Raw genomic sequence first — 26,029 nt, 5'->3', positions numbered from 1 at the left:
ATGGACAAGAAATATAAGCCGCTCAGAAATACGAAGCCTGTAAAATGGATTTTTGCAATAATAATGTTTATTTCAGTAAATATAACAGGTTTAATGATAGTATCAACAAACTATATGGAAGAACTGGAAAAAGTTAATAATTATACTACTTTTGCAAAAATACGTAGATTAATAAAACCTGTAATTATTGATAAAAAGAATCAGTATATGTATTTTCCATCTGAAAACTGGGAAATGGTAATGGAAAAAACTCCTAGATTAACTTCGCAGTTTCAATTAGGTATGTGCTTTATATTTATTAGCTCGTTAATTATTTTGACAATGCCGTACTGGAAAAAAAAGAAACTGAAATCACACGGAGATGCTGAATTTGGAACGTATGATGATTTGAAGAAAAATAAGAAAAAGCCTTCAGATGTAAACTTTCTAAGCGGAGATGAAAACGGTTTTGTTATAGGGTATGTAAAGACGCTGACTGGGAAGTTAAAACTGCTTTATGATACGTCAATGATACATATTGCCCTGTTCTTGCCAACAAGAGGAGGAAAAGGTGTGGGATATATTATTCCAAGCCTTATAGCAGGACTGAAAAGAATATCAACCTTTATTTCTGACATAAAAAAGGAAAACTATGAGCTTACGAGCTGGTACAGAGCAAAGATATTGAAGCACAGGATATTAAAGTTTGAGCCAATGAGTGAACTTTCAAACAGCTATAACTTTTTATCGGAAGTACGGTATGGAACAAATTACGAGATTGAAGATTGCAGAATAATTGGAACAATGATTGTTGGGGAAGATGAGAGTAAGGATCCATTTTGGGGAGACAGTGCAAAAGATACAATTTCCACTTTAACTGGTTATGTTCATTATAAGGAAGTAAGCAGTCGTCCTGAAGAAGATCCTGATATAACGGATGTTAGAGTTTCACTAAACGATGTAATATCAATAATTACTAATACTGAAAATTCTTTGTATAGAATGTTTGCAAAATATCTTGGAAAGCCTATGGAAGAAGATGAATACGAGGATGAAATGTCAAAAGATTTTATTCTGAAGGAAAAAACAATTGAAAGGCTTAGAAAAATATATACTGATGAAGAATCAATTAAAGCATTAAACAAAGGATTGCACCCCTTTGTTGCAAAACAGTTCGGATATTTATTGCAAAATACAGGAGAAAATACGTTCAAGTCTATTACTTCAACGGCAAAGACTAAATTGCAGGTATTTGAAATTCCTTCGGTTGTAAAAAATATAGGAAAGTCTGATTTTAGGGCAATGGACTTGGTTAATGGCAATAATCCTGTAGATTTATACTTTGTAATAAAACCAAAAGATATAGATTTGCTAGCTCCGTTAGTACGGATAATGTATATTCAGCTGACAAATTTATTAATGGAAAGTTTAAGCAAGAAAAATTTTAACATAACATTTTTAATGGATGAACTAAATGCTTATGGCAAGATGAAGGCTCTTGTAAAAGGGCTTGGGTACTATGCAGGATTTGGAATAAAGATGGTTGGAATATTTCAAGGGCTTGATCAGTTAAATTCGACATACGATAAACAGGGGAAAGAGGTGTTAAATGGATGTCAGATTCAAATATTTGGTAGGCCAAACGATGAAGCTGCACCTGACTATATTTCAAAGACACTCGGCAAAGAAACAATCAGGGTAAAAAGTAGAAATATTGGGCTAAAAGGGGGAGGAAACGTTTCAGAGCAGGGAAAGGATTTATTAAGTCCTTCAGAAACAAGACTGCTGCCTGACAGAAAGGCAGTTGTAATTACAGGATATAAAAAACCTTTATTATTAGATAAGCTCTATTACTACGAATATCCTGAACTGCTAAAAAGGACACAGCACCAGCCAGTATTCTTTAAGGACGGATATGTAATATTTGAAGCAATGAAGGGGATGTATGAATACAAGCATACATTTAAGATGAAAGAGGAAGATTTTTATGATGATATAAAATATGAAAAAATTATTGAAAAGGTAAGAAAAAAGTATAAATCAAAAAAAATAGGATAGGGAGATATATGGAAAATATTGAAGAGACAATTAATGGTTCAGATGAAATAGTAAAGAAAAAGAGAAAAGCTAGAGAAAAAAATTATACTGAAAGAATAAAAAGAAATAAAGAAAAGATTGCCAAACTGGAGAAAATAATGGCTGATTCCCAAAAGGAAATTGAAAAGGTTGAACAGGAAAATGTAGACATTTTAAAAGAGATTTTAGAAAAATCTGGTGTCGGAAACAAACTTTTAAAAATCATAATTGAAAGTCCAAGCAATGATGAAACTGCTAAAAAAATGAAGGAACTGGCAGAAATATTATGACGGAAAGTGAAAAATATGAACTTCAGAAGCAGGCACAAATAGACTTTGTAAATGAAAGGCTGTCAGCATTGAAGGAATATATGGAAGATGACGACATTACGGAAATAATGCTAAATCCTGATGGGTATGTATGGGTGGAATCATATGAAAGGGGAATGTATAAGACAAATACATACCTGAATGAAATGGAAGGATACAAAATTATTCAGGTGCTTGCTTCATATAACTCAAAGATAATTTCTGAAAAAAATCCAAGACTTTCTGGAAACTTGCCAAATTCTGACAGATTTCAAGGAGCCGCAAAAGGAATTACTAAAGGGATTCCAGTATTTACAATAAGGAAAAGGCCTAAAAAAATATTTACACTCGATGATTATTTAGCAATGGGTTCAATTACAGAATTTCAGAAAAATTTTCTTACAGAAGCCATTTTAAATAAAAAGAATATAGTTGTATCGGGCGGAACTGGTACAGGAAAGACAACATTTACTAATGCTCTTGTAGATTATTTAAAGGAAGTTGACAGAATTAGAAATACTGTTGAAAGAATATACATTATTGAGGAAGTTGAGGAAATTATTTGCAATAAGGAAAACGTGTTAAGAGTTTTTGTAACTGAGGATGTTTCTGCACTGGAATTATCAAAGGATGCACTTAGACATAGGCCAGACAGAATTATTCAGGGAGAGCTTAGATATGGAGAAGAAGCTGAGGAGATACTTAAAAACTGGAATACTGGACATAGTGGAGGATTTACAACAGTCCATTCGGATGGTGCAGAAGAAACTTTGGAAAGACTGGAAGAGCTGTTAATGGAAGTTGACAGGAATCCAAGACAGCCGCTTATAGGACGTTCTGTGGATGTAATCGTGAATATTATAAGAACGACTGAAAATGGTAAAACTGTAAGAAAAGTGAACAAGATAATCAAAGTGAATGGCTTTAACAAAAAGACAAAGGAATATGAAATTGAGGAGGTAGGATAATGAAATTAAAAGTGTATAAATCTTTGCTGGATGTGAAGATGGTAATGGGGTTGCCATATAAGGTTTTTATATCGCTAGTATTATTAACAGGAATCATATTTTTAATATTCAGGCACTGGGTAATTTTTATACCGGCAGGGGCAATATATATTCTATGTGCAGTTATGTCAGTAAAGGATCCGATGACGTTGGAACTGATAATAGAGCATTACAAGACTGAAAGATATTTAAATCCTTAAGCAAATATTAAAAATGGAAGCGAAAAGAAAAAATATTGAAAGGGGAATAATTGAAATGAAAGAAAAAATTATGAATTTTTTAGAAGAAAGAACAAAAAATGAAGTCGGATATACTACATTAAGCAGAAATCAGATAATGGAAAAACTGGGAATAAAAGAGGAAGAAAAGTTTAATGAAGCATTTAAGGAGTTAGTACAAGATAATAAAGTATTCTTTCATCATTCATCAGAAGAAAAAATAAATTATGATGGTTCTATATTTGAAGTAAATAAAATAAAATATTTTACCAATAAAGATAAATCACTTGAATTTAAAAATAACTATGAAAAAAAATTGGAAGAAATAGCAGATAAAATAAAAGAAACAGAAAAAGTGAAAGAAGAAAAGCTTTCAACGTTATCAGATAATGCAAAATTAATTTACAACACATACAAAGAAAATGTAGGAAACTTAGTATACCTTGACTCAAAATCAGTTAGAGAAAAAACAGGACTTGAATTTAAAGACTTTGTAGCCGCACAAAAAGAATTATCATCAAATAAAGTGTTATTTATGACAAAAATATCTAAAAGCAACGAAGAAAAATTCGTATTAATAGATAGAGGAGACATTTTAAGTAAAGTTCTAAAAAGAGAAGAAATTAAGGAAAATATTAAAAATAAAGAAAAGGAAAGATAGAATGGGAAAAACACTTGATAACTACAAAAATTCATTTATCTATCATATTCCTTGGGACTTCCTTCTCAATGACTTTATTCTTGTTAATAAAAATATGGGGTTTCAGGTAACTCTCAAAGTAAGAAATCACGACTTGGATTTTTTTACTGATGAAGAAGTGAACTTGAAAATATTGCAGTATAACAATGCGATAAAAAAATTGCCTGACAATTTTATTGTTCATTATGAAGTTCAAAGAAAGAAGTCAAGAGGATATATTGAAACAGAAATTAATGATGACTTTATACCGACAGTTCTTATAGAAAATGAAAGAAAGGATTTATTTTCAAAAGGGGAATATTTTAAATGTGACTACTATATAACATTGACATATTTAATAGCAGAAGATGCTGAAAATAAGATAAACTCATTGCTGGCTAGTAAAAAGGAAGATGATTCAGAAGAAAAAATGGCTGAGGAAGCAGAAAGGGAATTAAAAATATTTAGACAAAAAGTAGCTTCATTTATTGCGTTATTAAAATATGCTACAACAAGCATTGAAGTCTTGCAGGGAGATGAACTTATGGCATATATGTATTCCACAGTGAATGCTGAATTTCCTGAAAAGAAGAAAATGCCTACATCTCCTCTATATCCAATTGATCAATATTTGTCAAACTCAAGTTTTGAAAATGGAAAAGACACGAAAATACAAAGACTGACAAAGGCAAAGCATTTAAGGACAATCTCGGTTAATCTGTTTCCTGATGAGATAGAGTCAAGAGTTTTAAAAAAACTTGAAAGTCTGGACTTTGAATTTAGAATGTCGGCAAGATACATTATACTTTCACAAAATGAATCAAAAAAGATGTTAAAAAACTTCTTTATTTTTCATCAGGGAAAGCAAAAGAATTTTGGACAGTACATAACGGAAGCTATAACTAAAAAGCCTTCATTTAACATTGATGAGCTGGAACTGGCAAAAACAGAAGAAGCCAAAATGGCTTTAAATGAATTTAAGGAAGGCGGAATGAGTTATGGCTATTACACATTTACCATAATACTTGCTGATGAAGATATAAAAAGGCTTGAAGATAATGCACTTAAAATAGTAACAATATTTGATGAGCAGGACTTTACTTGCTCGATTGATAAGTACAATATTTTCCCTTCATATTTAGGGGCTATTCCAGGAAATGTGAAGGCGAATATAAGAAAATATCCAATAAACTCAATGCTTTTAAGCTGTCTTTTCCCCACTTCATCGCTGTATCGTGGAGAGGAAGTGAATGAATTTTTTAGGGATAAGAAAAATATTACAGGTGTTCCGCTTATGATGACTAAAACAGATTTGAACGATATATTTTACTTTAACCTTCATATAAAGGATGCGGCACATACGCTTATAGCAGGTCCAACAAGGTCAGGAAAATCAGTATTATTGGGAATGCTGGTAGCTGAACTTAAAAAATATCCTAATGCACAGGTATTCTTTTTTGATAAAGGTGGCTCAATACGTGTTTTAACTGCTTGTATGGGTGGAAAATTTTATGACTTGGGAAAAGGTGGAGATAATGATTTGGCATTTCAGCCACTTGCAAATATTCATATCGAAACAGAAAGAGCATTTGCAAGCAACTGGATAATTTCCCTTCTTCAGCAGGAAAATGTAATTGTAACGCCTGATATGAAAAGCACAATCTGGGAAACACTTACTACTCTTTCAAATGATCCGCCTAACAGGAGAACAATGACAAATTTTGCATTTACAGTTATGAACAAGGAAATTCAGCAGGCACTTGAGCCATACACAAATACAGGTTCATATGGAAAATATTTTGATAACAATGAAGATAATTTTTCAGACTCAAACTGGCAGGTATTTGAAATGGGAAGAATAATAGAAGATCCAAAAGCAACAGCTCCGATATTAAGCTATCTGTTTCATAGAATAGAAGTGGAAAAATTAACAAAGGACTATTTAACTGCAATTGTAGTTGATGAGGCTTGGTTTGCGATGGAAAACGAAAGTTTCAGGCTTAAATTCAATGACTGGCTTAGAACGCTTGCAAAACTGAATGCCTTTATAATCTTTGCAACACAGTCGCTTGATGAAATTTCAAAATCTGAAATAACACCTGCAATAGTTGACGGATGTAAAACAAAGATACTTCTTCCTTCTCCACAGGCACAGAATTACTGGAAGGAACTTTATTCAAAGTTCGGATTAAATGCAATAGAAATTGAAAGAGTTGCACGTGGACAAATGCAGAAACAATACTTTTACAAAAGTGAGCTTGGAGCAAGGGAGTTTGAAATGGACTTAGGTAAAATTGAACTGGCTTATGTAGGCTCGGCAAGTTCAACAGATCAGATGAAAATACAGGAAATATGTGCAGAAACAAATGATTTAAAGGAAATTAACTTAAAATGGCTAGAATACAAATTGGGTAGAAATAGTCAGGAATTTAGAAGATGTCAGGAAATTATACAGGGAGGTAACTAAAATGAAAAAAATAATATTCTTTTTAATGACAATGACAATCATATCAGTAAATTCGTTTTCAGGAATACTTGGAGGAGGCAGTGGAGCTTCTGATTACTGGCAGATGAAAACATATTTTGAAAGTGTGGCAATCAATGCACAGACACTAAAAAGCCTGAATGCACAGTTAAAGGAGATAGAAAGACAGATTGAGCTTTCAAAGAAACTGCCTGAAGCCTATCTAAAAAAATATATAAGCCAATATGATGACACGATAAAGACATTAGTTAGAATAACAAATACCACAAAATCAACATTAAGAGACGCAAAAAGAGCTGAACTATGGTTTAAAGATGTTTATGCCGATGCTAATAACAGACAGTATATGGCTCTTCTTGACAGATTTACAAACACGCTTGACAGTCTTTCAAGGGACGCAATGAAGTCAGGCTCTATGAATGAAGTGGCAATGAAAAAAACATCGGATAATGCAAGGATACTTATAAGAAAAACTCACGAAGCAAAAAATCCACAGCAAGTATTGGAAGTGCTATCACAATGGAGTGCCAATCTGTCAGTGCAGATGAACGCAATAGCAGATATGATTTCAACTACAAACAGACTTGACGCATTAAAGGCGGCTGAAGAAGTGCAGGCAAGAAGGGAAGCTCAAAAAAGAAGCGAATATACAAAAAACAGTTTAAACAATCATATAAAGGCAATGGAAAATGAAGTGAAAAAACATAAGAGATAAGGAGGAGAAATAATTGGCAGCGGCAAATTTTCAATTTGATACGGCACTGATTGAACCAATAATCAGTATGCTTGATACAGGAATGACAACTTTAATGGTTGTAATATTGACACTTGCCTCATCATTTGCTGTGCTGGACTTATCATTTACAGCCTTCTTTAACTGGTCGGAGAACATAGGCAATACACTTGTCGAAACTATAAAAAAACTTGTAAGATATGCACTTACTTTTGGGCTTATAAAAATGTACAAGGAACTGCTGGATATGGCATACAAACTATTTTCTGACATAGGAAATTTATTTGGAGAAGGGCTTGGAAGTCCGTTAAAAGTGCAGGGCATTTGGGATAAGTTATGGGAGGAATTAAGCAAGTTTTTAAGTATAGGCTTAAAGTTTCAAGATTTTTGGGCTATTCTGTATTTTATTCTCTTTATTATTGGATTCATATTTTTAGTGTTTATAATATCAACAATAACAATAGCTATAATACAGTTCCATGTAGTTGGAAAATTGGCAATAATATATCTTGCTTGTCTACCACTTGACGCTTTGAGCGATATAGGAAGAAAAACTTTGGGAGCAATTGTAGGCTCAGGCACTCAATTAATGGTTGCAGTTGCACTTTCATCTATGGGAGTAAAAATTTTAAAATCTTATCCTATTCCTGAAAATATTGGGGCAGAAAATAACGAGCCTCATACGATAATTGTGTGGCTTGCGGTATTCATAGCAATTTCATTTTTAATAAAGAACTATCAGAGCATAGCTTCTTTAATTTTATACGGACAAGGTGGATTAAATGGCTCACAGCTTGGTAATTTTACTGGAAATGTTGTTAGTGCAGGAGGCTCGGCTGTAGGAGGAGTTACATCTTTATTGGGAAGTGCAGCAGTTGGCGGACTAGGTGCAGCAGTTGGTGCGGTTGCTGGTGGGGTGTCTACTGGAGGAGCAGGAGCAATAGCAGGTATGAAGACAGGTGCGAAAATAGGCTCTAAAATAGGAAAATATCCTGGAAATCTGACTGCTTCGGCTGCTGAAAATGCAGGAAAAGCAATAAAAGTAATGACAATGGACTTTGATCCAATTGCTTCAGGCAGAAAAGTAAAAAATATGGCCAGTGATGGAATTAAAAAATTTATGGGCAATAAAAAAGATGATAAGAAAGATACCGAAGAAAATAAATCACAGGAAACAGAAAACACTAAAAATCAAAATTCTCAAAATGCAAATAAAGGAAATGAAAAAACTAAATCAGGAAATGCGGATAGAACAGCCGATACAAAAGAAGCTGAAGAAAAAATGAGAAGTGATAACAGCAAGACAGCCTCGAATAAGGATTCTCAAAAACAGTCAAATGAAGGGAAGAAAGTCACGCAAAAACATTCAGAAAATACAAAAACAAAAGAAACTGAGAATAGTAACAGTGAAACTTTTGCAGAATCTGAAATGAGGAGAGAAAAGAACAGCAAGGAATAAAATGTGTAAGGACAATGACAATAGAATATTAATCTAGTCTTAAAAAATTCAGATTGAAAAAACTATTAGATGTGATATAATATTATTGTAAAAATAGAAATTTAAAAGAGGTGATAAAAATGGCAACTTCAAGTTTTACAACAGAATTAAAGTTTGATACAGAGGAAAAAGTTTCATCATTTTTGGAGGCTATTGAAAATGCAAAAAATAATAAACCACTAGATGTAGATGTAGAATATGAATTTATTAAGGGGAATGATATTAAAAAATTTTTTGAAGAAACTTCTGAAAAGAAAGGAGAATAATGAAATTTACTACGTTTTCTTTAACAGAGTTATTATCACAAATTGGAGAAGATAAAGTTCGTAATAAATTAAAAGGATTTAGAAGTAAAGACAAAGACATTGAAAATTTTTTAATAAATAAGGCTATTTTCTTTGAAAGAATTTCGATTTCTTCAACATATTTAATTTTTAATTCTGAAAAAGAATTAGCAGGCTATTTTTCCATAGCAAATAGAAGTTTAATACTCCAAAAGGAAGATTTAGATATAATTTCAAAAACTTTAAAAAAGAGATTAACTAAAAGTGCTTCTGAAAATAAATCAGGTGATTATGTAATTAATAGTTTTCTTTTAGGTCAAGTTGGTAAAAACTTTAATTTAGAGAAAAATAATTTAACAGGAAATGAAATTTTAAAAATTGCATATGAGTTATTGTTAGAAATTAGACAGAAAATTAGAGTAAAATTTATTTGGCTTGAATGTCAAAATAATGAAAAAATTTTGAATTTTTATCAAAATTTTGGATTTTCTAAAATAGATAATTTTATTTCTGAAAGTGGTTATAATGTAATGATAATGGAATTAAAATAAATTGATACAATAGTTTAAATGAGGTGAAAAAAAATGTATGATGTAAAAGATATTGCCAACTGGTTTTTAATTTATAATTCGTATATGGAGACTAATCAAGGTGCAGATGGAATTAGTAATTTAAAATTGCAAAAATTACTCTATTATGCACAATCAGCGTATCTTGCATTGAAAAATGCTCCGCTATTTTCAAATAATATTGTAGCATGGAATCACGGGCCAGTAGTTGAGGAAATATATCAAAAGTATAAAAAGTATGGTTCAGACGATATAAAAGAATTTGATAAAGTAGATATTGATAAGGAAACGGAAAAGATATTGACAGAAGTGTATAATGTATTTGGAGAATATTCTGCTTGGGGATTGAGAAATTTGACTCACACAGAAAAACCGTATATAGAAACTAAAATAAATAATGTTATTCCACAGGATTTGATGAAAGAGAGCTTTAAAGAAAATTATGTCTAAAAAAATTAAAAAGTTAAAGAATAATAATTTTAAAAATATTTCAGAAGTAAAGTTATTATCTTATCCTGTTTTTTGTTTCAGATATTTGACTAAAAATAAAAACTACAATTTTAACAAGTTTAAAAATTCTAAAGAATCAAATGAAGCCAAAGGAATAGTTTTGGATAAGTTAATGGATATTCAGTTAAAAAGTTGGCTGGATTTACATCAGCAAAATAAAAGGACAGGTATTGAAACATTGTCAATAGAGAATATAAATTTTTCTCCATATGATTATGAAACTTCAAAGGATCAGAAAGTTTATGTTTTTAGATTAAATTCACAAAACTGGAGAATGATAGGTATAAAATCAGAAATTAACACAGATGTTCTTCATATAATAGGATTTGATTTTGATTTTACTGCGTATAATCACGGGAAATGAGTATGAAAGGGAGTGATAAGATGAAAAAGATAATGGTTATTTTAATATTTACATTGGGAATGTTAGGATTTTCTGCAAAAATGTCTAATAATAATAGTGTAAATATAGATAAATTGATAGGATATTGGTATTACAGCAAAGTTGGATATCAAGATCCAATAGGGATAAAGAAATTATCTAATGGAACATATCAAATTGGTTTTAATACTGGAGAAAAAAATGCGGATAAAAACGGATTTGAATGGGATAATATACAGTTATTAAGAAATGGAATTTATAAAATTCAAGGGATGGACAGATATATACATATAATAAAAAATGGATTTGTAATTAAAGATGGAAATGGAAATATTATTGATTATTTAGATAGAAAATTAAATAAGTTACCTTAATTTTAAAGTATGAAAGGCTAGATTAAAATTCTAGTCTTTTTTTTGTACTTTTTTAGAAAGGGGGATTAAAGGAAATATGAAAAAAATTGTAATTAGCTTGTTTTTCATTCTTAATTTGATAGCAGTTTCTGATGGAAATAAAGGAAATTATGATGTAGCAAAATATAGACAGGATGTTGTTAATTATGCAATGGCACAAGTAGGAAAGGCATATAGTCAGGCTAATAGAATGGGAGCAAATACTTATGACTGTTCCAGTTTTGTAGATAGAGCTTCACAAGCGGCAGGTATGAGTTCTGTTACAGGAGCGAATACTAAAAATTGGGCAAATACAACAGCGAGTATGAGAGCAGGAGCAAAGGCGACTAAAATAGCAACCAATCAAATAAAACCAGGAGATGCCATTTTATTTAATGGACATGTAGTTTATGCAATTGGCATAGCAAATGGATGTAGTATTGATGTTGTTCACGCTTCAAATTCAAAACCATATCCTAAAGGTGGAGTAAAAGTATCAAAAGGCTACAATATATGTAAGGCACATGGAGGATATTCAGGAGTTATTACAGCAGAGCAGGTATTGATAAATAACGGATATATTCCAGTAAATTCAGATGGAACAGTTGCAGTACCTCCAGCAGGTTCAACAGTGTCTGCAAACGGAGGGCATTCTGGAAATAATGCTTCAACTGCTTCCACAAAATCATCGTTATCAGTAGATTGGGATAATATTCAAAATGAATTTGTACAAATGATAAATAGCGGGATAGAAAAAATGACACCTGGCTTATTAGTTCTTTTAAGTGTACTCACAGTTCTTGAAATAATGTGGATTCTATATGGCTATATAGTAAAAAATGTATTGGAAAATTTATGGATGTCCTTACTCAGAATAATGATAAGATTTTCAATACTGGCATATGTTATACCTAATGCAATTTCTTTAATTGATATGGGGTATGGAATATTTTCTGGAATTGGCTCATATTTTATGGGAAACAGTGGAGGGACCGTAACTTTAAACAGTATATGGGCAATAGCTGGAAGGGAAACAGGGAAAATCTTAAAGATTATTAATGAATCAAACTTTAATTTTTTTAATATTATTACTGATTCAAGGCTATTTTTTGAAGAACTTGGGAAAATGCTGCTGTTAATAGGGGTTATTATTCTTGTTTATTATTTTGTGGTAAGAATAATATTTGAAATGATGATGGCGGTATTACAGTTTAGAATGGCTTTGGGATTATCTTGGATATTTTTACCTTTTGATGTAAATTCGATTACAAAAAAGGACTTAGGAAATAAAGCATTGACAACCCTATTTCTCACAGGAAGTAAAATAGTTGTCATAATGGCACTGGGAGGAATAGTATTTAAAAACTTGGATGCTGCAGGATTTGGGGAAGTTACTTTTAAGGAATTGAAATATGAAACTATATTTTTGTTTATCACAGTAGGAATGGTAATGGCTTTTGTAATGAATGAAGCAGATAAGATAACAACAACACTTGCCAAAGGAAATTAAAAAGAGGGAGGAAATTGTGGATATACGAACTAAAAAGTTTAACTTGATAATGCTTTCTGTATCAATATTTCTTGCCATAACATTCACAGGGCTACATCTATTGTCAAAAATTTATGTAATAAATGTAACGCCATCAATTCCTTTGGGAATATATAAACTGGAAAAATTTGATGGAGTATTGAAAAAGGGGGATTTAGTTGTTTATGAGATAGATAATAAGTATAAAAATTTGACAAGTATAAAAGGGACAATGTTTAAATCGGTAAAACCTGTTGTGGCATTTTATGAGGATAAAGTTGAGATAAAAGGTAACCGGATATATGTAAACGGTGAAGATTATGGAGAAATATTTCCTGAAATATCGTCTAATTTCAATGGGAAAATAAAGGAAGATGAAGTTTTGACATTATCTAAAATCAGGGGGACATTTGATGGAAGATATTACGGTGCAATAAAGAAGTCAAGAATAGAGAAAAAAGCAAGGTTGATATATGAGTTTAGAATATGAAGATAAGATGATTAAGCTGAAGTCAAATGAAAAAAAGAAACTTGAAATACATAAGAAAATAGTCAAGACAGATGAAAAAATAAGGGAAATTAGAAGAGAAATAGCAAATGATACAAGAAGGCTAAATACATCGGAAAAAAATGAGAAATGGAAGCAAAGAACAAGAAAACTGATTGAAATGGGAGTTCTGCTTGAAATTGCGAATATTTTAAATGAAGATAAGGCAACGTTGCTGGGATATTTTATGAAATTTCAATTTTTAAGCAATGATGAAATTAAAGACTGTAAAATTATGGGTGGTGAAGAGTTTCAGATGAGAGAAGAAAAGAAACAGATGTTGAAACGAAGATTGGAGAAAAAAGATGAGTTTAGATAATTTGAAAGAAATGATGAAAAATGAAGGATTTTCTCCCTTAGAAAGTGAAGATTTCGAAGAAATAGAGCGGAAAAAAACTAGCAAAATAACGGAACTTCAAGGCGATGAATTAAAAGAAAGGGTGAAATTAGAAAAATTAGAAATAAAAGCTGAACTTGCTGAAGAACTTGAACAGTTCATACATGATGAGGAAAGAAAATATAATCAGGAAAAGAGGAGAATTGAGAGTGAATACGATGAAAAAATTTATCAGTTGGAACAGCAACAGAAAAAAATTTATCGAGATAGGAGAGAAAAGTTATATGAAACAGAAGACGCTTTAAAAATTAGAGAAAATGAAATTGATATGGAAATGCAGAAATTGGATGAAAAAGTAACTGAAAGGGAAAATGAATTAAAAAAGTTGAGTGAAGAAATAGATAGAAAGTTGGGATTTAAAGAATATCTAAGTGAAAACGACTTTATATACAGAAACAAGTTAGAAGCTGTGTTGATACTAAGAAAATTGAAAAATAAAAGAATAAAGATACTGAGCAGAATAGAATACGACACTGTTTTTAAAAATATTATTGGAGGAGTGAATGAACTGATAAAAATGAATAATTTAATAATAGATTACAAAAAAATTTTAAAGGGGCAGGAAACAAGAAAGAGATAAAAATTTAATTAATAAGAAAGGGGTAGAATAATGTTGCTGAGTGTATTTCAAAAAAATGAGAAAAAAGACTATTTAAAAAGGATAGGAGTAAAATTTTCTAAAGATGAAAAACAGGAAATAAAGAAAATGATAAAATCAAATTTGACTCTTGAACAGTTTAAATTATGTGTAACACCCGTGCTTAATGAGGAAATATTACAAAAAAGAGCTGAAAATAGCTTGGATGACAGCAAATGGGAAAAACTTGTGATGAAAAAGCTGGATGTAAATCAGATGAAGGAAATTAGGAAAGGATTTGAAAAAGGATTATCTGAAGAGGATGTTGAGCTGTATGTAAAAAGTGGATATGACAGCAAAACAATGGAAAAAATTAGAAATATGCTTGAAAAAGATAAAAATAACGAGTATCTTCGAGAATACTTAATGTTAAAGGATAAAAAGGAAATAAGATCCATTACTAATGAAAAATTGGAAAAATATATTGAGGAAAGCAAAATGAGTGAGCTTAGAAATAAGGCTGATAAAATGGAAAAATGGTATGAAGCCTCAATATATGCAGGTAAAAATATATTTAAATATTATTCTTCTGAGAAAATAAGAGATGATGAGAAATATGTTATGAAAAAAGTCAAAGAAAATGGAAAAAATCTTGAATATGCAAGTGAACGGCTTAAGAATAACAGGGATTTAGTTTTGGAAGCAGTGAAACAGGATGGACGTGCTTTACAATTTGCAAGCGAGGAATTAAAAAATGATAAGGAAATAGTGATGGAATCTGTAAAAAACTACCCTAATTCCTATCAATATGCAAGTTCTGAAATGCAAAAGGATGAAGATGTCGTAACGGAAGTTTTAAAAAGAAATGAAGACGCTCTAAGTTATGGAGATGAAAATATTAAACAGGAAATAGAGGAAATTAAGGAAAAATACAAGGACAGTGATTTTGATGGGCTGACAGATAGGGAAGAAAAATTTGTGTATGGAACAAATCCTTATTTAAAAGATACTGATTTGGATAGAAAGAGTGATTATGAGGAAATAAAGATAAATTATACAAATCCGAAAATAAAAAGCAAGGACATTGAAATTGAAAGATAGCAAAGGAGATGGTTATAAATGAAAAAATGTATATTGTTTCTTATGATAGTTTCAAAAATTTCCTTTTCTGGGGGAGAGATAAACTTTCAGAAACAGAAAGAAAAAGTTGAGCAGGAAAGAATTGAGAAATTAAAAACACAAAAGGATAATGAGGCTGACAAAAATAAAGAATTAAACGATTCGCCTAAAGAAGATACAAGCAATATCCAATCACAAAGCAATAGATTATTTTATGATAATAAGTCTGTAAAAAAAGTTAATAATACTTCTCGTATTCAAAAAAATATTGGAAACAGAAAACTTATTGAATATATTAAAACACAGAACAGCAAGCTGAATGAAAATGAAATACAAAATATACTTGGCTATGTTTTTAAATACAGCAAAGAGTATAACTTTAATCCATATTTAGTTTTAGCAGTTATGAATACTGAAAGCCATTTTAATCATTCAACAGTATCAAGTGCTGGAGCAAGAGGGCTTATGCAGTTAATGCCTTTTAATTTTAAGGAATTTGGAGTGGATAACAGCATATCAGGAAATATAAAGGGAGGTGTGTTGCATTTAAAAAGAGATTATGAAAAAACTGGGAGTGTTTCAAAAATGCTGGTCTGCTATAACGCTGGCTGTGGAAGATTAGCAAATAACGCTTGGAAAGGGATAAAGGAAACAAGGGAATATATACCAAAAGTAATTCAGAAATATAATAAAATAATAAACTTGTAACTATATTTTCTCACACGTGAGAAAATCAAAATTAGGTCAGTGGATTTTTTTCATTACAAAAGTTTTGAGAAAAAACACTGAGCAGTAAAAATAATAAGAATTATGAAACAAGATTTGAAGGAGTGGAAAATGTTTAATAATATTGTAAAAATTTTAATGGGAATATCAGTTATTTCTTCGCTATCTTTTTCTAAGGGGGAAATTAATTTTCAGAAACAATTAATAAATGAAGATAGTAAAAAGATGGAAATAATTGAAAATAACACAACTAAGAGCAATAAGGACAGAGAAGAAAAAATAAGATATAAAATTGTAGAATTTGCAAAAACTCAGATTGGAAAGCCTTATGTGTATGGTGCAACTGGAAGTAGTAGTTTTGACTGTTCCAGCTTTGTACAGTATGTGTTCAAAAAAACATTGGGAATTACAATTCCACGTGTTTCGTCAGAACAGTCGATATTTAAACCAAAATTGCATAATAATATTAAGAAGGGGGACTTGCTATTTTTTGAAACTTTAGAAAAAGGCAGAATTTCACATGTGGGAATGTATATTGGGAATAGACAGTTTATACACGCCAGCTCAAAAAGTAAAAGAGTAATTGTTTCAGACTTTACTGGGTTTTATCAGGATAAGTTTAGATGGGCAGTGTCGGTTATATAAATGTAGGAGGAAATAGTATGGAAAGTAAGGTAATTCAACAATTTTTAGGAGAGATTGCTGGTGTAAAATTTGACAAGGAAAATGTATATTATTCATCAGAACATATTTTATCAAAAATAGAAGAAAAATTTGGGAATGTATATAACAAAGAATTTGTAAAAGAATTGAGAGATACAATTAATACCTTAAATTTAAAATACGATGAGTTTAGTTTTGATACTTTGGAACATGATTTTAGTAATTGTATAGAGGAAGCTGATAAATTTAAAGATGTAGAATTTACATATTATGGAGATGATTGGAAAATTGAAATATTAAATGAAGGGATAAAGAATAATGAATATTTAAAAACTGAAAAAGAGAAAAATGTAAGTGAAAACCAAAAGCAAAGTTTTTCTAAAAGTTTTTGGAATACTGATGACAAAGATTTAGAGAGATAGAAGTAAGGGGGAAGATATATGAAAAAATTAATAATAGCAGAAAAGCCGAGTCTTGCACGTAATATTGCAAGTGCATTGAATGTCAAGGTTAATAAAGAGGGGTATATGGAAAATGGAAAGTATATTATTTCTTGGGCTTTTGGACATTTGTTTAAATTAAGGGATGTTGATGGATATGTTGGAGAAAAGAGGAAATGGAGTGAAGTTAAACTGCCATTTTTTCCTGAAAAATTTGAATTTGACTTAAAAAATGATTTGGGAATAAAGAAACAGTATAAGATATTAAATAATCTTATTAACAGCAATGAAGTTGATGAGATAGTAAATGCGGGAGATGCAGACAGGGAAGGGCAAATTATAGTGGATATTATTATCAATGCCATAAAAACTGATAAGAAGATAAAAAGATTGTGGCTTCCTGAACAGACTGAAGAAACCATAAGAAAAGCCATAAATAATCTTGAAGATAATTCTAAATATAAAAATTTACATAATGAGGGGCTTGCAAGGACATATATGGACTGGCTTATGGGAATCAATCTTACAAGATATATTTCGTTAAAGGCTAACACGCTTTTTCCAGTCGGACGTGTTCTTATTCCAGTTATAAAACATATTTATGATAAAGATTTGGCAATTAAAAATTTCATTCCTGAAAAATATTTTACTATTGAGAGTGAAACTATGTGTAATGGAACTTTGTTAAAACTTATTTGTGATAAAAAATACAATCTTTTAGAACTTGAAAAAGCTAAAAGTTATTCGTATGAGTTAAATAGAAATAAAGGGATTGTAAAAGATATAACTGAAAAGGAAATTATTCTTAATCCTCCAAAACTTTTTTCACTTTCAAAATTACAAAGTAAATTATCGAAGGAAAATAAAATAAGTTTTGCAAAATCTCTTGAAATTATACAAAATCTCTATGAAAAGGGATTTATTACATATCCTAGAACAAATACAGAATATCTTGCTGAAGAGGAAAAAGACAAGGTAAGAGAACTTATAAAATTATATAGTGATTATGAACTGGTGTTTAAGGACAGCAAAAAAATATTTGACAGTAGCAAGATTGAGAGCCATAGTGCAGTAATGCCAACTTTGAAAGTTCCTGATATGAATAGTTTGGATTTAGAAGAAAAGATAATTTTTGAAACAATAAGAAATAGATTTATTTCTAACTTTTTGAAGGAGCAAGCGATAATTAATCAAACTGAAATAAAGATTGCTGTGGGAAATGAAATCTTTAACTTGAAGGGAAAATCAGTAAAGCAGGAAGGATTTTTAAAATATGAAAATCAGAAGATAGATAACAAGTTGCCATATTTTGAAATTAATCAGGAAATTGATGTTGATTTTAAAGTTGCTGATAAATTAACCATTCCTCCTAAAAAAGTTACTGAGGAAAATTTGAGTAATTATTTAAAAAATCCTTTTAGAAAAGAAAAAAATCAGGAAAATGAGGACGATACACAGGAATATAGAGAAATAATGAAAGGAGTAGAGATTGGTACAGAGGCGACTAGAACAGGAATAATTGAGAAAGCTAAGAAATATAGATATATTACTTCCGAAAAACAAAATTTTAGTATAACTGAAAAAGGGATAAAGTTAATCGAACTGCTGGATTTGCTCCATATTAATCTTTATGCAGAAAAGACTGTTGAGTTTTCTATGCTTCAGAAAGATATTTATAATAACAGAAAAAATATAAGTGATATTATTGAAAAAACTAAAAGTGAGTTACAAAATATAATAAATCAAGATATAGAAGTTGAAAAATTTGAAAAAGAAATGGAGGTTATTGGAAAATGTCCTAAATGTAACAGTAATGTTTATGAGAACAGTAAAAGTTACTATTGCAGTAATTATAAGAAGGGATGTAAAACATCTCTTTGGAAAGAAGCAAGTTATTTTGGACAAAAAATAAAGATAAGTAAGGATAATGCAAAAAAATTATTAAGAGGGAAACAGGTTGTGTTTAAGATAAAAAGTAAAAGTGGAAAGGAATATAATGCACATTTTGGAATAGAGATAAATGGAGATTATTTGAACTTGCAAAGAAAGGATTTTATAAAAATAGAAAAATGATAATTAAAATTTGAAATCACAAAATTTTATATTAGGGGGAAGAAATGGGGTATAAGATTCAAACTGTATTGGAAAATGCACATAAAAAGATAAATGAAGATTTTAGTGAATATATTAACTATCTTCATGTCATAGGAAACAATTATAAATATTCTGCATTGGATCAGTTAAATATATTTTTTATTCGTCCTGAAGCTGTAGCCTGTGCAGAATATGACTTTTGGAAAGAAAATTTTAACAGAGTTGTAGAAAGAAATCAGAAAGGAATACCTGTATATAATATAAGAAGTGGAAAAAAGAATGTCAGATATATTTTTGATGTTACACAGACAGTGTCCCTAGATAAAGGTAACGATGAAAAACCTAAATTATGGGAATTTAATAATAGAACTCATAAAGATGTTTTTGAAAGAATGACAGGAAAATCAGATTTTGAAGAAGCACAGATGGTGCTTATAAGCCAGACAATGCTTGAAAACAGCAAATTAGATACTTTCAATTACAAAGATACAGAAGTTCTTGAAAGTTTTATAAAAAAATCTGTTCTGATTGCACTTGATCAAAGAATGGGAATTAAGAAAAAGGATATATTTAATGAAAAGGAAAAGAAAATTTATTCTTTATTCTCAGACTTTAGAACTATGGAACTAATATCATCAGAAATATCCAATGTGGCAAAAAAAGTTCTAATCAAAGTAAGTAAGGAAATTCAGAAAATAAATGATGAAACAACTTTAGAACAAAATAGTAAAATTGGATATGAGATAGAAAATGAAAAAAATGAGGAGGAATTGGAATATGCTGAAAAAGATGATAGACGGGAAAGAATATCTGATAGAGAACGGGATATATACTCCAGTAGTGAAGGAAACATCCTACGAGCAGGCGAGAGGAACTTACAAAATGATACTAATGGACAAGAAGTTTCAAGTGCTAGTTCCGGATTTAGAGGAAGAAGAAATAGACTTGAGCAAACTCAACTCTTGGGGACGAGCGAGAATGAAATATCTGGAACAAGAGAAAGTGGAATTTTTGAAAAATCTTCTAATGAAGGGAGAAGTTATGGAACATCTATTTTCAATTCAGACAGAAGTGGAGAAATTTTGGGAGATAGAAAAACCCAAAATGATGAAAACTATGGGATTAACCGAAGAATTAAAAGAAAAGGATCAAATGGAATGGGTAAGGCTTATGAACAGCCTACTCTCTTCTCTCAGGGAAATAACTTACAATCAGATAATTTACAAATAGAAAATGATAATATAATTACTCAAAAGAATATTGATGATGTATTAAAATCATACAGTGGAGTAGAATCCATCTATAATTTTTTTCAAGATAATAGTTCAAAGGAAGACAGAATAAAATATTTGAAATGGGAATACGGAACAGGCGGTTTTTCAATACCTGACCGTGGAGATTTTATAGATGATGCCTTTTATACTTCTAAAAACATGAAGTTATATAAAAACCATTTTAGTAATAATGAAGTTAAGATAGTTCTGTCTTGGGACAAAATTGAAAAAAGAATACAGGAACTTATAGATGAAAATCAATATTTTATTCCTGAAAAGGAAACAGAAAATATTATTGAGAATGATGAAATAATATATCCTTATATAGATGAAGAAAATAGTAAAGATAATATTTCTAAAAATTTTAAAATTACTGAAGAAATTCAGTCTGAAAAACTGTTACCATCAGAGCGTCTAAACAATAATATCGAAGCTATAAAAGTTTTAAAAAATTTGAAGGAAAGAGAAGCTGCAGATGATGAAAAGATAACACTTTCTAAATATGTTGGATGGGGAGGACTGGCTGATGTATTTGATGAAAATAAAGGTGGACAATGGGAAGAAGCAAGAAATTTTTTAAAAGAAAATTTGACGCAGGAAGAATATGATAATGCTAAGGCAAGTACATTGACAGCCTTTTATACACCTAAAATAGTAATTGATTCCATTTATAAAGGAATACAGCAACTTGGATTTGAAGGCGGAAATATTTTAGAGCCAAGTTGTGGTGTGGGAAACTTTATAGGTAATCTGCCTGATGAATTAGAAAACTCCAAGATATATGGTGTGGAACTAGACAGTATCAGCGGAAATATTGCTAAAAAACTTTATCCTGAAAGTAATATTCAAGTAAAAGGATTTGAAAAAACAGAATTTTCTAACAATTCATTTGATGTTGTAATAGGAAATGTTCCGTTTGGAGATTTTAAGGTAATGGACAGAGAATATGAAAAGCAGAACTTTATGATACACGACTACTTTATTGCAAAATCATTAGATAAGGTAAAAAAAGGCGGAATTATGGCTTTCATAACTTCTTCTGGGACATTTGATAAAAAGGATGACAGTGTGAGAAGATACATTGGAGAAAGAGCGGAATTATTAGGAGCAATAAGGCTTCCAAATGATACATTTAAAGGCGTTGCTGGAACTGAAGTGATATCGGATATTATATTTTTAAAGAAAAGGGAAAATATAAATAAAGAGGAGCAGGACTGGTATGCGGTTAAATCTGATTCTGAAGAATTTGTATATAATCAGTATTTTGTGGATAATCCTAATATGGTTTTGGGGAAAATGGAGGAAGTTAGTGGACGTTTTGGGAGAACATTAACTTGTATGCCAAAAGAAAATAGTAATTTAAAGGATGAATTAGAACAAGCAGTTGGGAATATAGAAGGAAGTTATGAAAAAACTCTCGCTGAGGAAAAAGAAACTGTAATTAGTGTTGAAAATGAAGACTATGAAATAAGAAATTTTTCATTCTTCAAAAAAGATAACGATATTTATTTTAAAGAAAATAGTGAAATGATATTACAAGATTTATCAGATAGAGATAAGGATAAAATATCAAAATATATAGAACTTACATCTTCATTAAGAAAAGTTATTCAGATTCAAAAAGACAGTGAAACAGATGATAGATTAAAAATTGAGCAGGAAAAACTAAATAGAATATATGATGGATTTATTAATAAGTATGGATATTTAAATTCAAGAGCAAATTCGAGATTATTTACTGAAGATTCCAATTATTCTTTATTATCTTCAATAGAGATATTTGATGAACGTGGAAACTTTAAGAAAAAAGGGGATATTTTTTCTAAAAGAACGATAAAACAATCAAAAGTTATAGATAGAGTAGACACACCGCAAGAAGCCTTAATTCTTTCAATTTCTCAAAAAGCAAAAGTGGATTTTGAATATATGACAAATCTTACTGGAATGAAAAAAGATGATTTAATTGACAGTCTAAAAGGGGAAATATTTCTTAATATAAATCAAGATTTTCCACAAAAATTTCAATATGTAACACAGGATGAATATTTAAGTGGGAATATAAGAGAAAAAATAGAATATATTGACAAATTTAATTCTCTTTCTGATGAAGAGAAAAATGGAATAAGTCCTGAAATACTAAATTTTCAAAAAGAAAAATTGCAGGAAGTAATGCCTAAGCCACTTGAAGCAAGCGAGATAAATGTCAGAATTGGAGCAACTTGGGTTCCTAAAAATCATATAAAGGATTTTATTGTGGAAACATTAAAGACACCAGCATACAAAAGTTCATATATAAAAGTTCACTACTCTGAATATACTTCCGAATGGAGAATAGAAAATAAGAATATGGATAATGATAATCCCCTTGCTGTTATGACTTTTGGAACTGAAAGGGTAAATGTGTACAAACTTATAGAAGATTCTCTAAATTTAAGAGATACAAAAATTTTTGACTATGAAACAGATTCGGAAGGTAAAAAAATAGCAATTTTAAATAAAAAGGAAACTATGCTGGCAGGACAAAAACAGGATATTATTAAACAGGCTTTTAAAGATTGGATTTTTAAGGATTTGGAAAGAAGAAATGAATTAACTAAGATATATAACGAAAAATTTAATTCAATTCGACTAAGAGAATATGATGGAAGCCATCTTACTTTTAATGGCATAAATCCTGAAATAAAATTAAGGCCACATCAATTAAATGCAGTTGCAAGAACATTGTACGGTGGAAATACACTGCTTGCACACGTTGTGGGAGCAGGAAAAACTTTTGAAATGGTTGCTTCTGCAATGGAGTCAAAAAGACTTGGACTTGCAACAAAATCAATGTTTGTAGTTCCTAATCATTTGACTGAACAACTAGGAAGGGAATTTTTGGAACTTTATCAAGGAGCAAATATTCTTGTAGCAACTAAAAAGGATTTTGAACCCAAAAACAGAAAAAGATTTATTGGAAGAATTGCAACTGGAGAATACGACGCTGTAATAATAGGACATTCTCAGTTCGAGAAAATACCAATGAGCAAGGATTACCAGCAAAAACATATACAAAATGAAATTGATGAAATTATACAAAATATCCAAAAATTAAAGCAGGAAAATAACCAGAATTTCACTGTAAAGCAACTTGAAGGTACAAAAAAGAAACTAGAAGTAAGGCTAAAAAAATTAAATGATGATTTTAAAAAGGATAATGTCGTTACATTTGAAGAATTAGGAGTTGATAAGCTGTATGTAGATGAGGCACATTCATTTAAAAATTTATTTTTATACACTAAAATGAAAAATGTGGCAGGAATAGGACAAACTGAAGCATTAAAATCATCGGATATGTTTATGAAATGTAGATATATGGATGAGATAACAGGTGGAAAAGGAGTTGTATTTGCGACAGGTACACCAGTTTCCAACACTATGTCAGAACTTTATACAATGCAAAGATATTTACAGTATGATGAACTTAAAAAACAAGGACATCAAAATTTTGATTCTTGGGCAAGCACATTTGGGGAAACAGTTACAGCTATTGAATTATCTCCTGAAGGAAATGGCTATAGAACTAAAACAAGATTTGCAAAATTCTACAATCTTCCTGAACTTATGAACAATGTTAAACAATTTGCAGATATACAGACTGCTGATATGTTAAATTTACCAACACCTGAAGTAGAGTACAAAAAAGTATTGACTAAACCGACAGAGGAACAGAAATTAATATTAGAAAGCCTTTCAGAAAGAGCAGAAGAAGTAAGAAACAGAAATGTAGAGCCAACAGAAGACAATATGTTAAAAATTACAAATGATGGTAAAAAACTTGCACTAGATCAGAGGCTTGTAAATGAAATGCTTCCCGATGATGAAAACAGTAAAGTAAATGCCTGTGTAGAAAATATCTACAATATATGGAAAGAAAGCATTGAAAAAAAATCCGCACAGCTTGTATTTTCTGATATGTCTACTCCCAAAAATGATGGAAGTTTCAATATTTATGAAGATTTAAAGGAAAAGTTGATTAATAAAGGTATTCTTGAAGAAGAAATAGCATTTATTCATAATGCAAATTCTGAAAAACAGAAGGACGAACTTTTTGCAAAAGTAAGAACAGGAGATGTAAGAATATTGCTAGGTTCAACACAAAAAATGGGAGCAGGAACAAATGTACAAACAAAATTAATTGCACTTCACGACTTAGATGTGCCGTGGCGTCCTTCGGATTTGGAACAACGGGCAGGAAGGATAGTCAGGCAAGGGAATGAAAATAAGAAAGTGGAAATTTACAGATATGTTACTGAGAATACATTTGACGCTTATTTGTGGCAAACTATCGAGAATAAACAAAAGTTTATAAGCCAAATTATGACTTCCAAAACCCCAGTCAGAGTAGCAGAAGATGTTGATGAAAGCTCTTTAAACTATGCTGAAATAAAGGCACTCGCAACAGGAAATCCTTTAATTAAGGAAAAAATGGATTTGGATATGGAAGTAAATAAGTTAAGAATGCTTGAAGCCAATTACAAGTCAAACTTATATCGTCTTGAGGATAAAATAACAAAGGAATATCCTGTAAAAATTAGTAAAATGGAAAAATATATTGAAAATGTGAAGGAAGATGTTTCTAAAATAGAGCCAAAATCAAATAATGAGGATAAATTTACATCTATTGAAATTAACGGAACCAAAATTTATGATAAAAAAGAAGCTGGAGAAGAGCTTTTAAAAGCTATAAAGGGTACTGGAATATCTGATGAGCCTCAAATTATTGGAAATTATAGAGGATTTAAACTGTCTTCAAATTTTGACTTCTATGAGAAAAAATATAAATGTGTACTGGAAAACAAAGAAAAATATTATACTGATTTTGGGAAAGATTCAATTGGGAATATAACGAGAATGGATAATTTGTTAGATAAAATTCCTGAAAATCTGGAAAAAGAGAAGGTAAGACTTGAAAATTACAGGGAAGAATTTTCCAATGCGAAAGAAGAAGTTAATAAGCCTTTTGAAAAAGCAGATTTATTATTAGAAAAAATTAAAAGATTAAGCGAGGTTAATAAATTGATAGAAGAAGGGATGAAAAAAAAGGAAGGGATTAAGGAAAAAATAGATATTCAAGATTTAGAAAAGAATAAATAAATTTAGAAACAAATAAGATTTAAATAATTTAAGAAAAATATTCCTTTTATTGATTGGAGTATTTTTTTTAGGAAAACTATTCTAAAATTTTTTTCACATCGAAGCTTTAAAATTAAATTTCATATTAAATTTTGTAAGATAACATTTCTGTCTTAAGTATTAAAAATTCGTTTTTCTATACAAATTTGACTTCTTTTTTAATTTATGTTAATATTATTTAATCTTTTATTAAACAAGGAGGTGAATTTATGATTCATAAAAAAATAATGCTTTTTTGTGCGTTTTTACTTGCAAATATTGCTTTTTCTGCTCCAGTTAATGAAGCTAACAGAATTATTGATATTCAGCAAAGACAGCTTGAACAGGAGAGAATTAGGCAGCAGCAAGAGAAAATGCAGAGGGAATTTG

At 30.3% G+C, this 26,029-nt stretch carries 23 protein-coding genes and 1 pseudogene; all 24 read left to right on the top strand.

Translation table 11 applies throughout. The features are described from left to right. A complete protein-coding gene (locus HMPREF1552_RS09085; RefSeq protein WP_021744873.1) occupies positions 1-2,037 on the top strand; it encodes a type IV secretory system conjugative DNA transfer family protein in 2,037 nt (678 codons plus the stop codon). An 8-nt stretch (positions 2,038-2,045) separates the two neighbouring features. Then, positions 2,046-2,345 (top strand): hypothetical protein, encoded by a 300-nt coding sequence (locus HMPREF1552_RS09080; RefSeq protein WP_021744872.1) that lies wholly within the window; start codon positions 2,046-2,048, stop codon positions 2,343-2,345. Then, the gene (locus tag HMPREF1552_RS09075; protein WP_021744871.1) at positions 2,342-3,331 is read left to right on the top strand and encodes an ATPase, T2SS/T4P/T4SS family; all 990 of its coding nucleotides are present in this window, start codon (positions 2,342-2,344) and stop codon (positions 3,329-3,331) included. Before HMPREF1552_RS09080 ends, HMPREF1552_RS09075 begins: the two co-directional genes overlap by 4 nt. Beyond that, positions 3,331-3,570, top strand: coding sequence for a VirB3 family type IV secretion system protein (locus HMPREF1552_RS09070; RefSeq protein ID WP_021744870.1), 240 nt, complete (start codon positions 3,331-3,333; stop codon positions 3,568-3,570). Before HMPREF1552_RS09075 ends, HMPREF1552_RS09070 begins: the two co-directional genes overlap by 1 nt. 55 nt (positions 3,571-3,625) lie before the next feature. After that, positions 3,626-4,249, top strand: coding sequence for a hypothetical protein (locus HMPREF1552_RS09065; protein WP_155827534.1), 624 nt, complete (start codon positions 3,626-3,628; stop codon positions 4,247-4,249). 1 nt (position 4,250) lies between these two features. Further along, positions 4,251-6,734 carry a type IV secretion/conjugal transfer ATPase VirB4 family gene (locus tag HMPREF1552_RS09060; protein WP_021744868.1) on the top strand — a complete coding sequence of 828 codons (2,484 nt, stop codon included), beginning with the start codon at positions 4,251-4,253 and terminating at the stop codon, positions 6,732-6,734. Position 6,735: 1 nt separating this feature from the next. After that, positions 6,736-7,467 carry a hypothetical protein gene (locus HMPREF1552_RS09055; RefSeq protein ID WP_021744867.1) on the top strand — a complete coding sequence of 244 codons (732 nt, stop codon included), beginning with the start codon at positions 6,736-6,738 and terminating at the stop codon, positions 7,465-7,467. Between the two features lie 13 nt (positions 7,468-7,480). Further along, positions 7,481-8,944, top strand: coding sequence for a type IV secretion system protein (locus HMPREF1552_RS09050; protein ID WP_021744866.1), 1,464 nt, complete (start codon positions 7,481-7,483; stop codon positions 8,942-8,944). 119 nt (positions 8,945-9,063) lie between these two features. Beyond that, complete coding sequence (locus tag HMPREF1552_RS09045; RefSeq protein WP_021744865.1) at positions 9,064-9,249, top strand: hypothetical protein; 186 nt, start codon at positions 9,064-9,066, stop codon at positions 9,247-9,249. Then, the gene (locus HMPREF1552_RS09040; protein WP_021744864.1) at positions 9,249-9,818 is read left to right on the top strand and encodes a hypothetical protein; all 570 of its coding nucleotides are present in this window, start codon (positions 9,249-9,251) and stop codon (positions 9,816-9,818) included. Before HMPREF1552_RS09045 ends, HMPREF1552_RS09040 begins: the two co-directional genes overlap by 1 nt. A 33-nt stretch (positions 9,819-9,851) precedes the next feature. Continuing rightward, positions 9,852-10,286 carry a Panacea domain-containing protein gene (locus HMPREF1552_RS09035; protein ID WP_021744863.1) on the top strand — a complete coding sequence of 145 codons (435 nt, stop codon included), beginning with the start codon at positions 9,852-9,854 and terminating at the stop codon, positions 10,284-10,286. Then, positions 10,279-10,710 carry a hypothetical protein gene (locus tag HMPREF1552_RS09030; protein ID WP_021744862.1) on the top strand — a complete coding sequence of 144 codons (432 nt, stop codon included), beginning with the start codon at positions 10,279-10,281 and terminating at the stop codon, positions 10,708-10,710. Before HMPREF1552_RS09035 ends, HMPREF1552_RS09030 begins: the two co-directional genes overlap by 8 nt. A gap of 20 nt (positions 10,711-10,730) precedes the next feature. Beyond that, a complete protein-coding gene (locus HMPREF1552_RS09025) occupies positions 10,731-11,102 on the top strand; it encodes a hypothetical protein (RefSeq protein ID WP_155827532.1) in 372 nt (123 codons plus the stop codon). A 76-nt stretch (positions 11,103-11,178) separates the two neighbouring features. Further along, positions 11,179-12,630 (top strand): peptidoglycan amidohydrolase family protein, encoded by a 1,452-nt coding sequence (locus tag HMPREF1552_RS09020; protein WP_021744860.1) that lies wholly within the window; start codon positions 11,179-11,181, stop codon positions 12,628-12,630. 16 nt (positions 12,631-12,646) lie between these two features. Beyond that, the gene (locus HMPREF1552_RS09015; protein ID WP_155827530.1) at positions 12,647-13,138 is read left to right on the top strand and encodes a S26 family signal peptidase; all 492 of its coding nucleotides are present in this window, start codon (positions 12,647-12,649) and stop codon (positions 13,136-13,138) included. Continuing rightward, on the top strand, positions 13,122-13,514 hold the full coding sequence (gene traD / locus HMPREF1552_RS09010) for a conjugal transfer protein TraD (RefSeq protein WP_021744858.1): 393 nt from the start codon (positions 13,122-13,124) through the stop codon (positions 13,512-13,514). Before HMPREF1552_RS09015 ends, traD begins: the two co-directional genes overlap by 17 nt. Further along, positions 13,501-14,172: a hypothetical protein gene (locus tag HMPREF1552_RS09005; protein ID WP_021744857.1), complete on the top strand. Its 672-nt coding sequence runs from the start codon at positions 13,501-13,503 to the stop codon at positions 14,170-14,172. Before traD ends, HMPREF1552_RS09005 begins: the two co-directional genes overlap by 14 nt. 30 nt (positions 14,173-14,202) lie before the next feature. Beyond that, positions 14,203-15,270, top strand: coding sequence for a DUF4116 domain-containing protein (locus tag HMPREF1552_RS09000; protein WP_021744856.1), 1,068 nt, complete (start codon positions 14,203-14,205; stop codon positions 15,268-15,270). Positions 15,271-15,288: 18 nt separating this feature from the next. Then, entirely contained in the window at positions 15,289-15,996 is a 708-nt protein-coding gene (locus tag HMPREF1552_RS11660) for a transglycosylase SLT domain-containing protein (RefSeq protein WP_021744855.1), read from the top strand. Positions 15,997-16,125: 129 nt separating this feature from the next. Continuing rightward, positions 16,126-16,659, top strand: a complete 534-nt coding sequence (locus tag HMPREF1552_RS08990; RefSeq protein ID WP_051312003.1) for a C40 family peptidase — start codon at positions 16,126-16,128, stop codon at positions 16,657-16,659. Between the two features lie 17 nt (positions 16,660-16,676). Further along, entirely contained in the window at positions 16,677-17,099 is a 423-nt protein-coding gene (locus HMPREF1552_RS08985; protein WP_039901530.1) for a hypothetical protein, read from the top strand. Between the two features lie 18 nt (positions 17,100-17,117). Then, positions 17,118-19,190 (top strand): type IA DNA topoisomerase, encoded by a 2,073-nt coding sequence (locus HMPREF1552_RS08980; RefSeq protein WP_021744852.1) that lies wholly within the window; start codon positions 17,118-17,120, stop codon positions 19,188-19,190. A gap of 771 nt (positions 19,191-19,961) precedes the next feature. Then, a complete protein-coding gene (locus HMPREF1552_RS12830; RefSeq protein WP_369750449.1) occupies positions 19,962-20,441 on the top strand; it encodes a TnpV protein in 480 nt (159 codons plus the stop codon). A gap of 158 nt (positions 20,442-20,599) precedes the next feature. After that, positions 20,600-25,621, top strand: a pseudogene (locus tag HMPREF1552_RS08975) (helicase-related protein); the annotation flags it as partial. Positions 25,622-26,029 lie beyond the last annotated feature (408 nt).

It is taken from the genome of Leptotrichia sp. oral taxon 879 str. F0557, from assembly GCF_000469385.1.
GTDB classification, from domain to species: Bacteria; Fusobacteriota; Fusobacteriia; order Fusobacteriales; family Leptotrichiaceae; genus Leptotrichia; species Leptotrichia mesophila.
This window is presented reverse-complemented; position numbering and strand designations above follow the sequence as displayed.

Excerpts from the sequence above, each read along its gene's own strand:
- HMPREF1552_RS09000 (WP_021744856.1), top strand. The coding sequence starts at position 14,203 with ATGTTGCTGAGTGTATTTCAAAAAAATGAGAAAAAAGACTATTTAAAA.
- HMPREF1552_RS09070 (WP_021744870.1), top strand. The coding sequence starts at position 3,331 with ATGAAATTAAAAGTGTATAAATCTTTGCTGGATGTGAAGATGGTAATG.
- HMPREF1552_RS09055 (WP_021744867.1), top strand. The coding sequence starts at position 6,736 with ATGAAAAAAATAATATTCTTTTTAATGACAATGACAATCATATCAGTA.
- HMPREF1552_RS12830 (WP_369750449.1), top strand. The coding sequence starts at position 19,962 with ATGAAAAAAATGAGGAGGAATTGGAATATGCTGAAAAAGATGATAGAC.
- traD (WP_021744858.1), top strand. The coding sequence starts at position 13,122 with ATGAGTTTAGAATATGAAGATAAGATGATTAAGCTGAAGTCAAATGAA.
- HMPREF1552_RS09005 (WP_021744857.1), top strand. The coding sequence starts at position 13,501 with ATGAGTTTAGATAATTTGAAAGAAATGATGAAAAATGAAGGATTTTCT.
- HMPREF1552_RS09065 (WP_155827534.1), top strand. The coding sequence starts at position 3,626 with ATGAAAGAAAAAATTATGAATTTTTTAGAAGAAAGAACAAAAAATGAA.
- HMPREF1552_RS09035 (WP_021744863.1), top strand. The coding sequence starts at position 9,852 with ATGTATGATGTAAAAGATATTGCCAACTGGTTTTTAATTTATAATTCG.
- HMPREF1552_RS09020 (WP_021744860.1), top strand. The coding sequence starts at position 11,179 with ATGAAAAAAATTGTAATTAGCTTGTTTTTCATTCTTAATTTGATAGCA.
- HMPREF1552_RS08990 (WP_051312003.1), top strand. The coding sequence starts at position 16,126 with ATGTTTAATAATATTGTAAAAATTTTAATGGGAATATCAGTTATTTCT.
- HMPREF1552_RS08980 (WP_021744852.1), top strand. The coding sequence starts at position 17,118 with ATGAAAAAATTAATAATAGCAGAAAAGCCGAGTCTTGCACGTAATATT.
- HMPREF1552_RS09085 (WP_021744873.1), top strand. The coding sequence starts at position 1 with ATGGACAAGAAATATAAGCCGCTCAGAAATACGAAGCCTGTAAAATGG.
- HMPREF1552_RS11660 (WP_021744855.1), top strand. The coding sequence starts at position 15,289 with ATGAAAAAATGTATATTGTTTCTTATGATAGTTTCAAAAATTTCCTTT.
- HMPREF1552_RS09075 (WP_021744871.1), top strand. The coding sequence starts at position 2,342 with ATGACGGAAAGTGAAAAATATGAACTTCAGAAGCAGGCACAAATAGAC.
- HMPREF1552_RS09060 (WP_021744868.1), top strand. The coding sequence starts at position 4,251 with ATGGGAAAAACACTTGATAACTACAAAAATTCATTTATCTATCATATT.
- HMPREF1552_RS08985 (WP_039901530.1), top strand. The coding sequence starts at position 16,677 with ATGGAAAGTAAGGTAATTCAACAATTTTTAGGAGAGATTGCTGGTGTA.
- HMPREF1552_RS09080 (WP_021744872.1), top strand. The coding sequence starts at position 2,046 with ATGGAAAATATTGAAGAGACAATTAATGGTTCAGATGAAATAGTAAAG.
- HMPREF1552_RS09025 (WP_155827532.1), top strand. The coding sequence starts at position 10,731 with ATGAAAAAGATAATGGTTATTTTAATATTTACATTGGGAATGTTAGGA.
- HMPREF1552_RS09030 (WP_021744862.1), top strand. The coding sequence starts at position 10,279 with ATGTCTAAAAAAATTAAAAAGTTAAAGAATAATAATTTTAAAAATATT.
- HMPREF1552_RS09040 (WP_021744864.1), top strand. The coding sequence starts at position 9,249 with ATGAAATTTACTACGTTTTCTTTAACAGAGTTATTATCACAAATTGGA.
- HMPREF1552_RS09045 (WP_021744865.1), top strand. The coding sequence starts at position 9,064 with ATGGCAACTTCAAGTTTTACAACAGAATTAAAGTTTGATACAGAGGAA.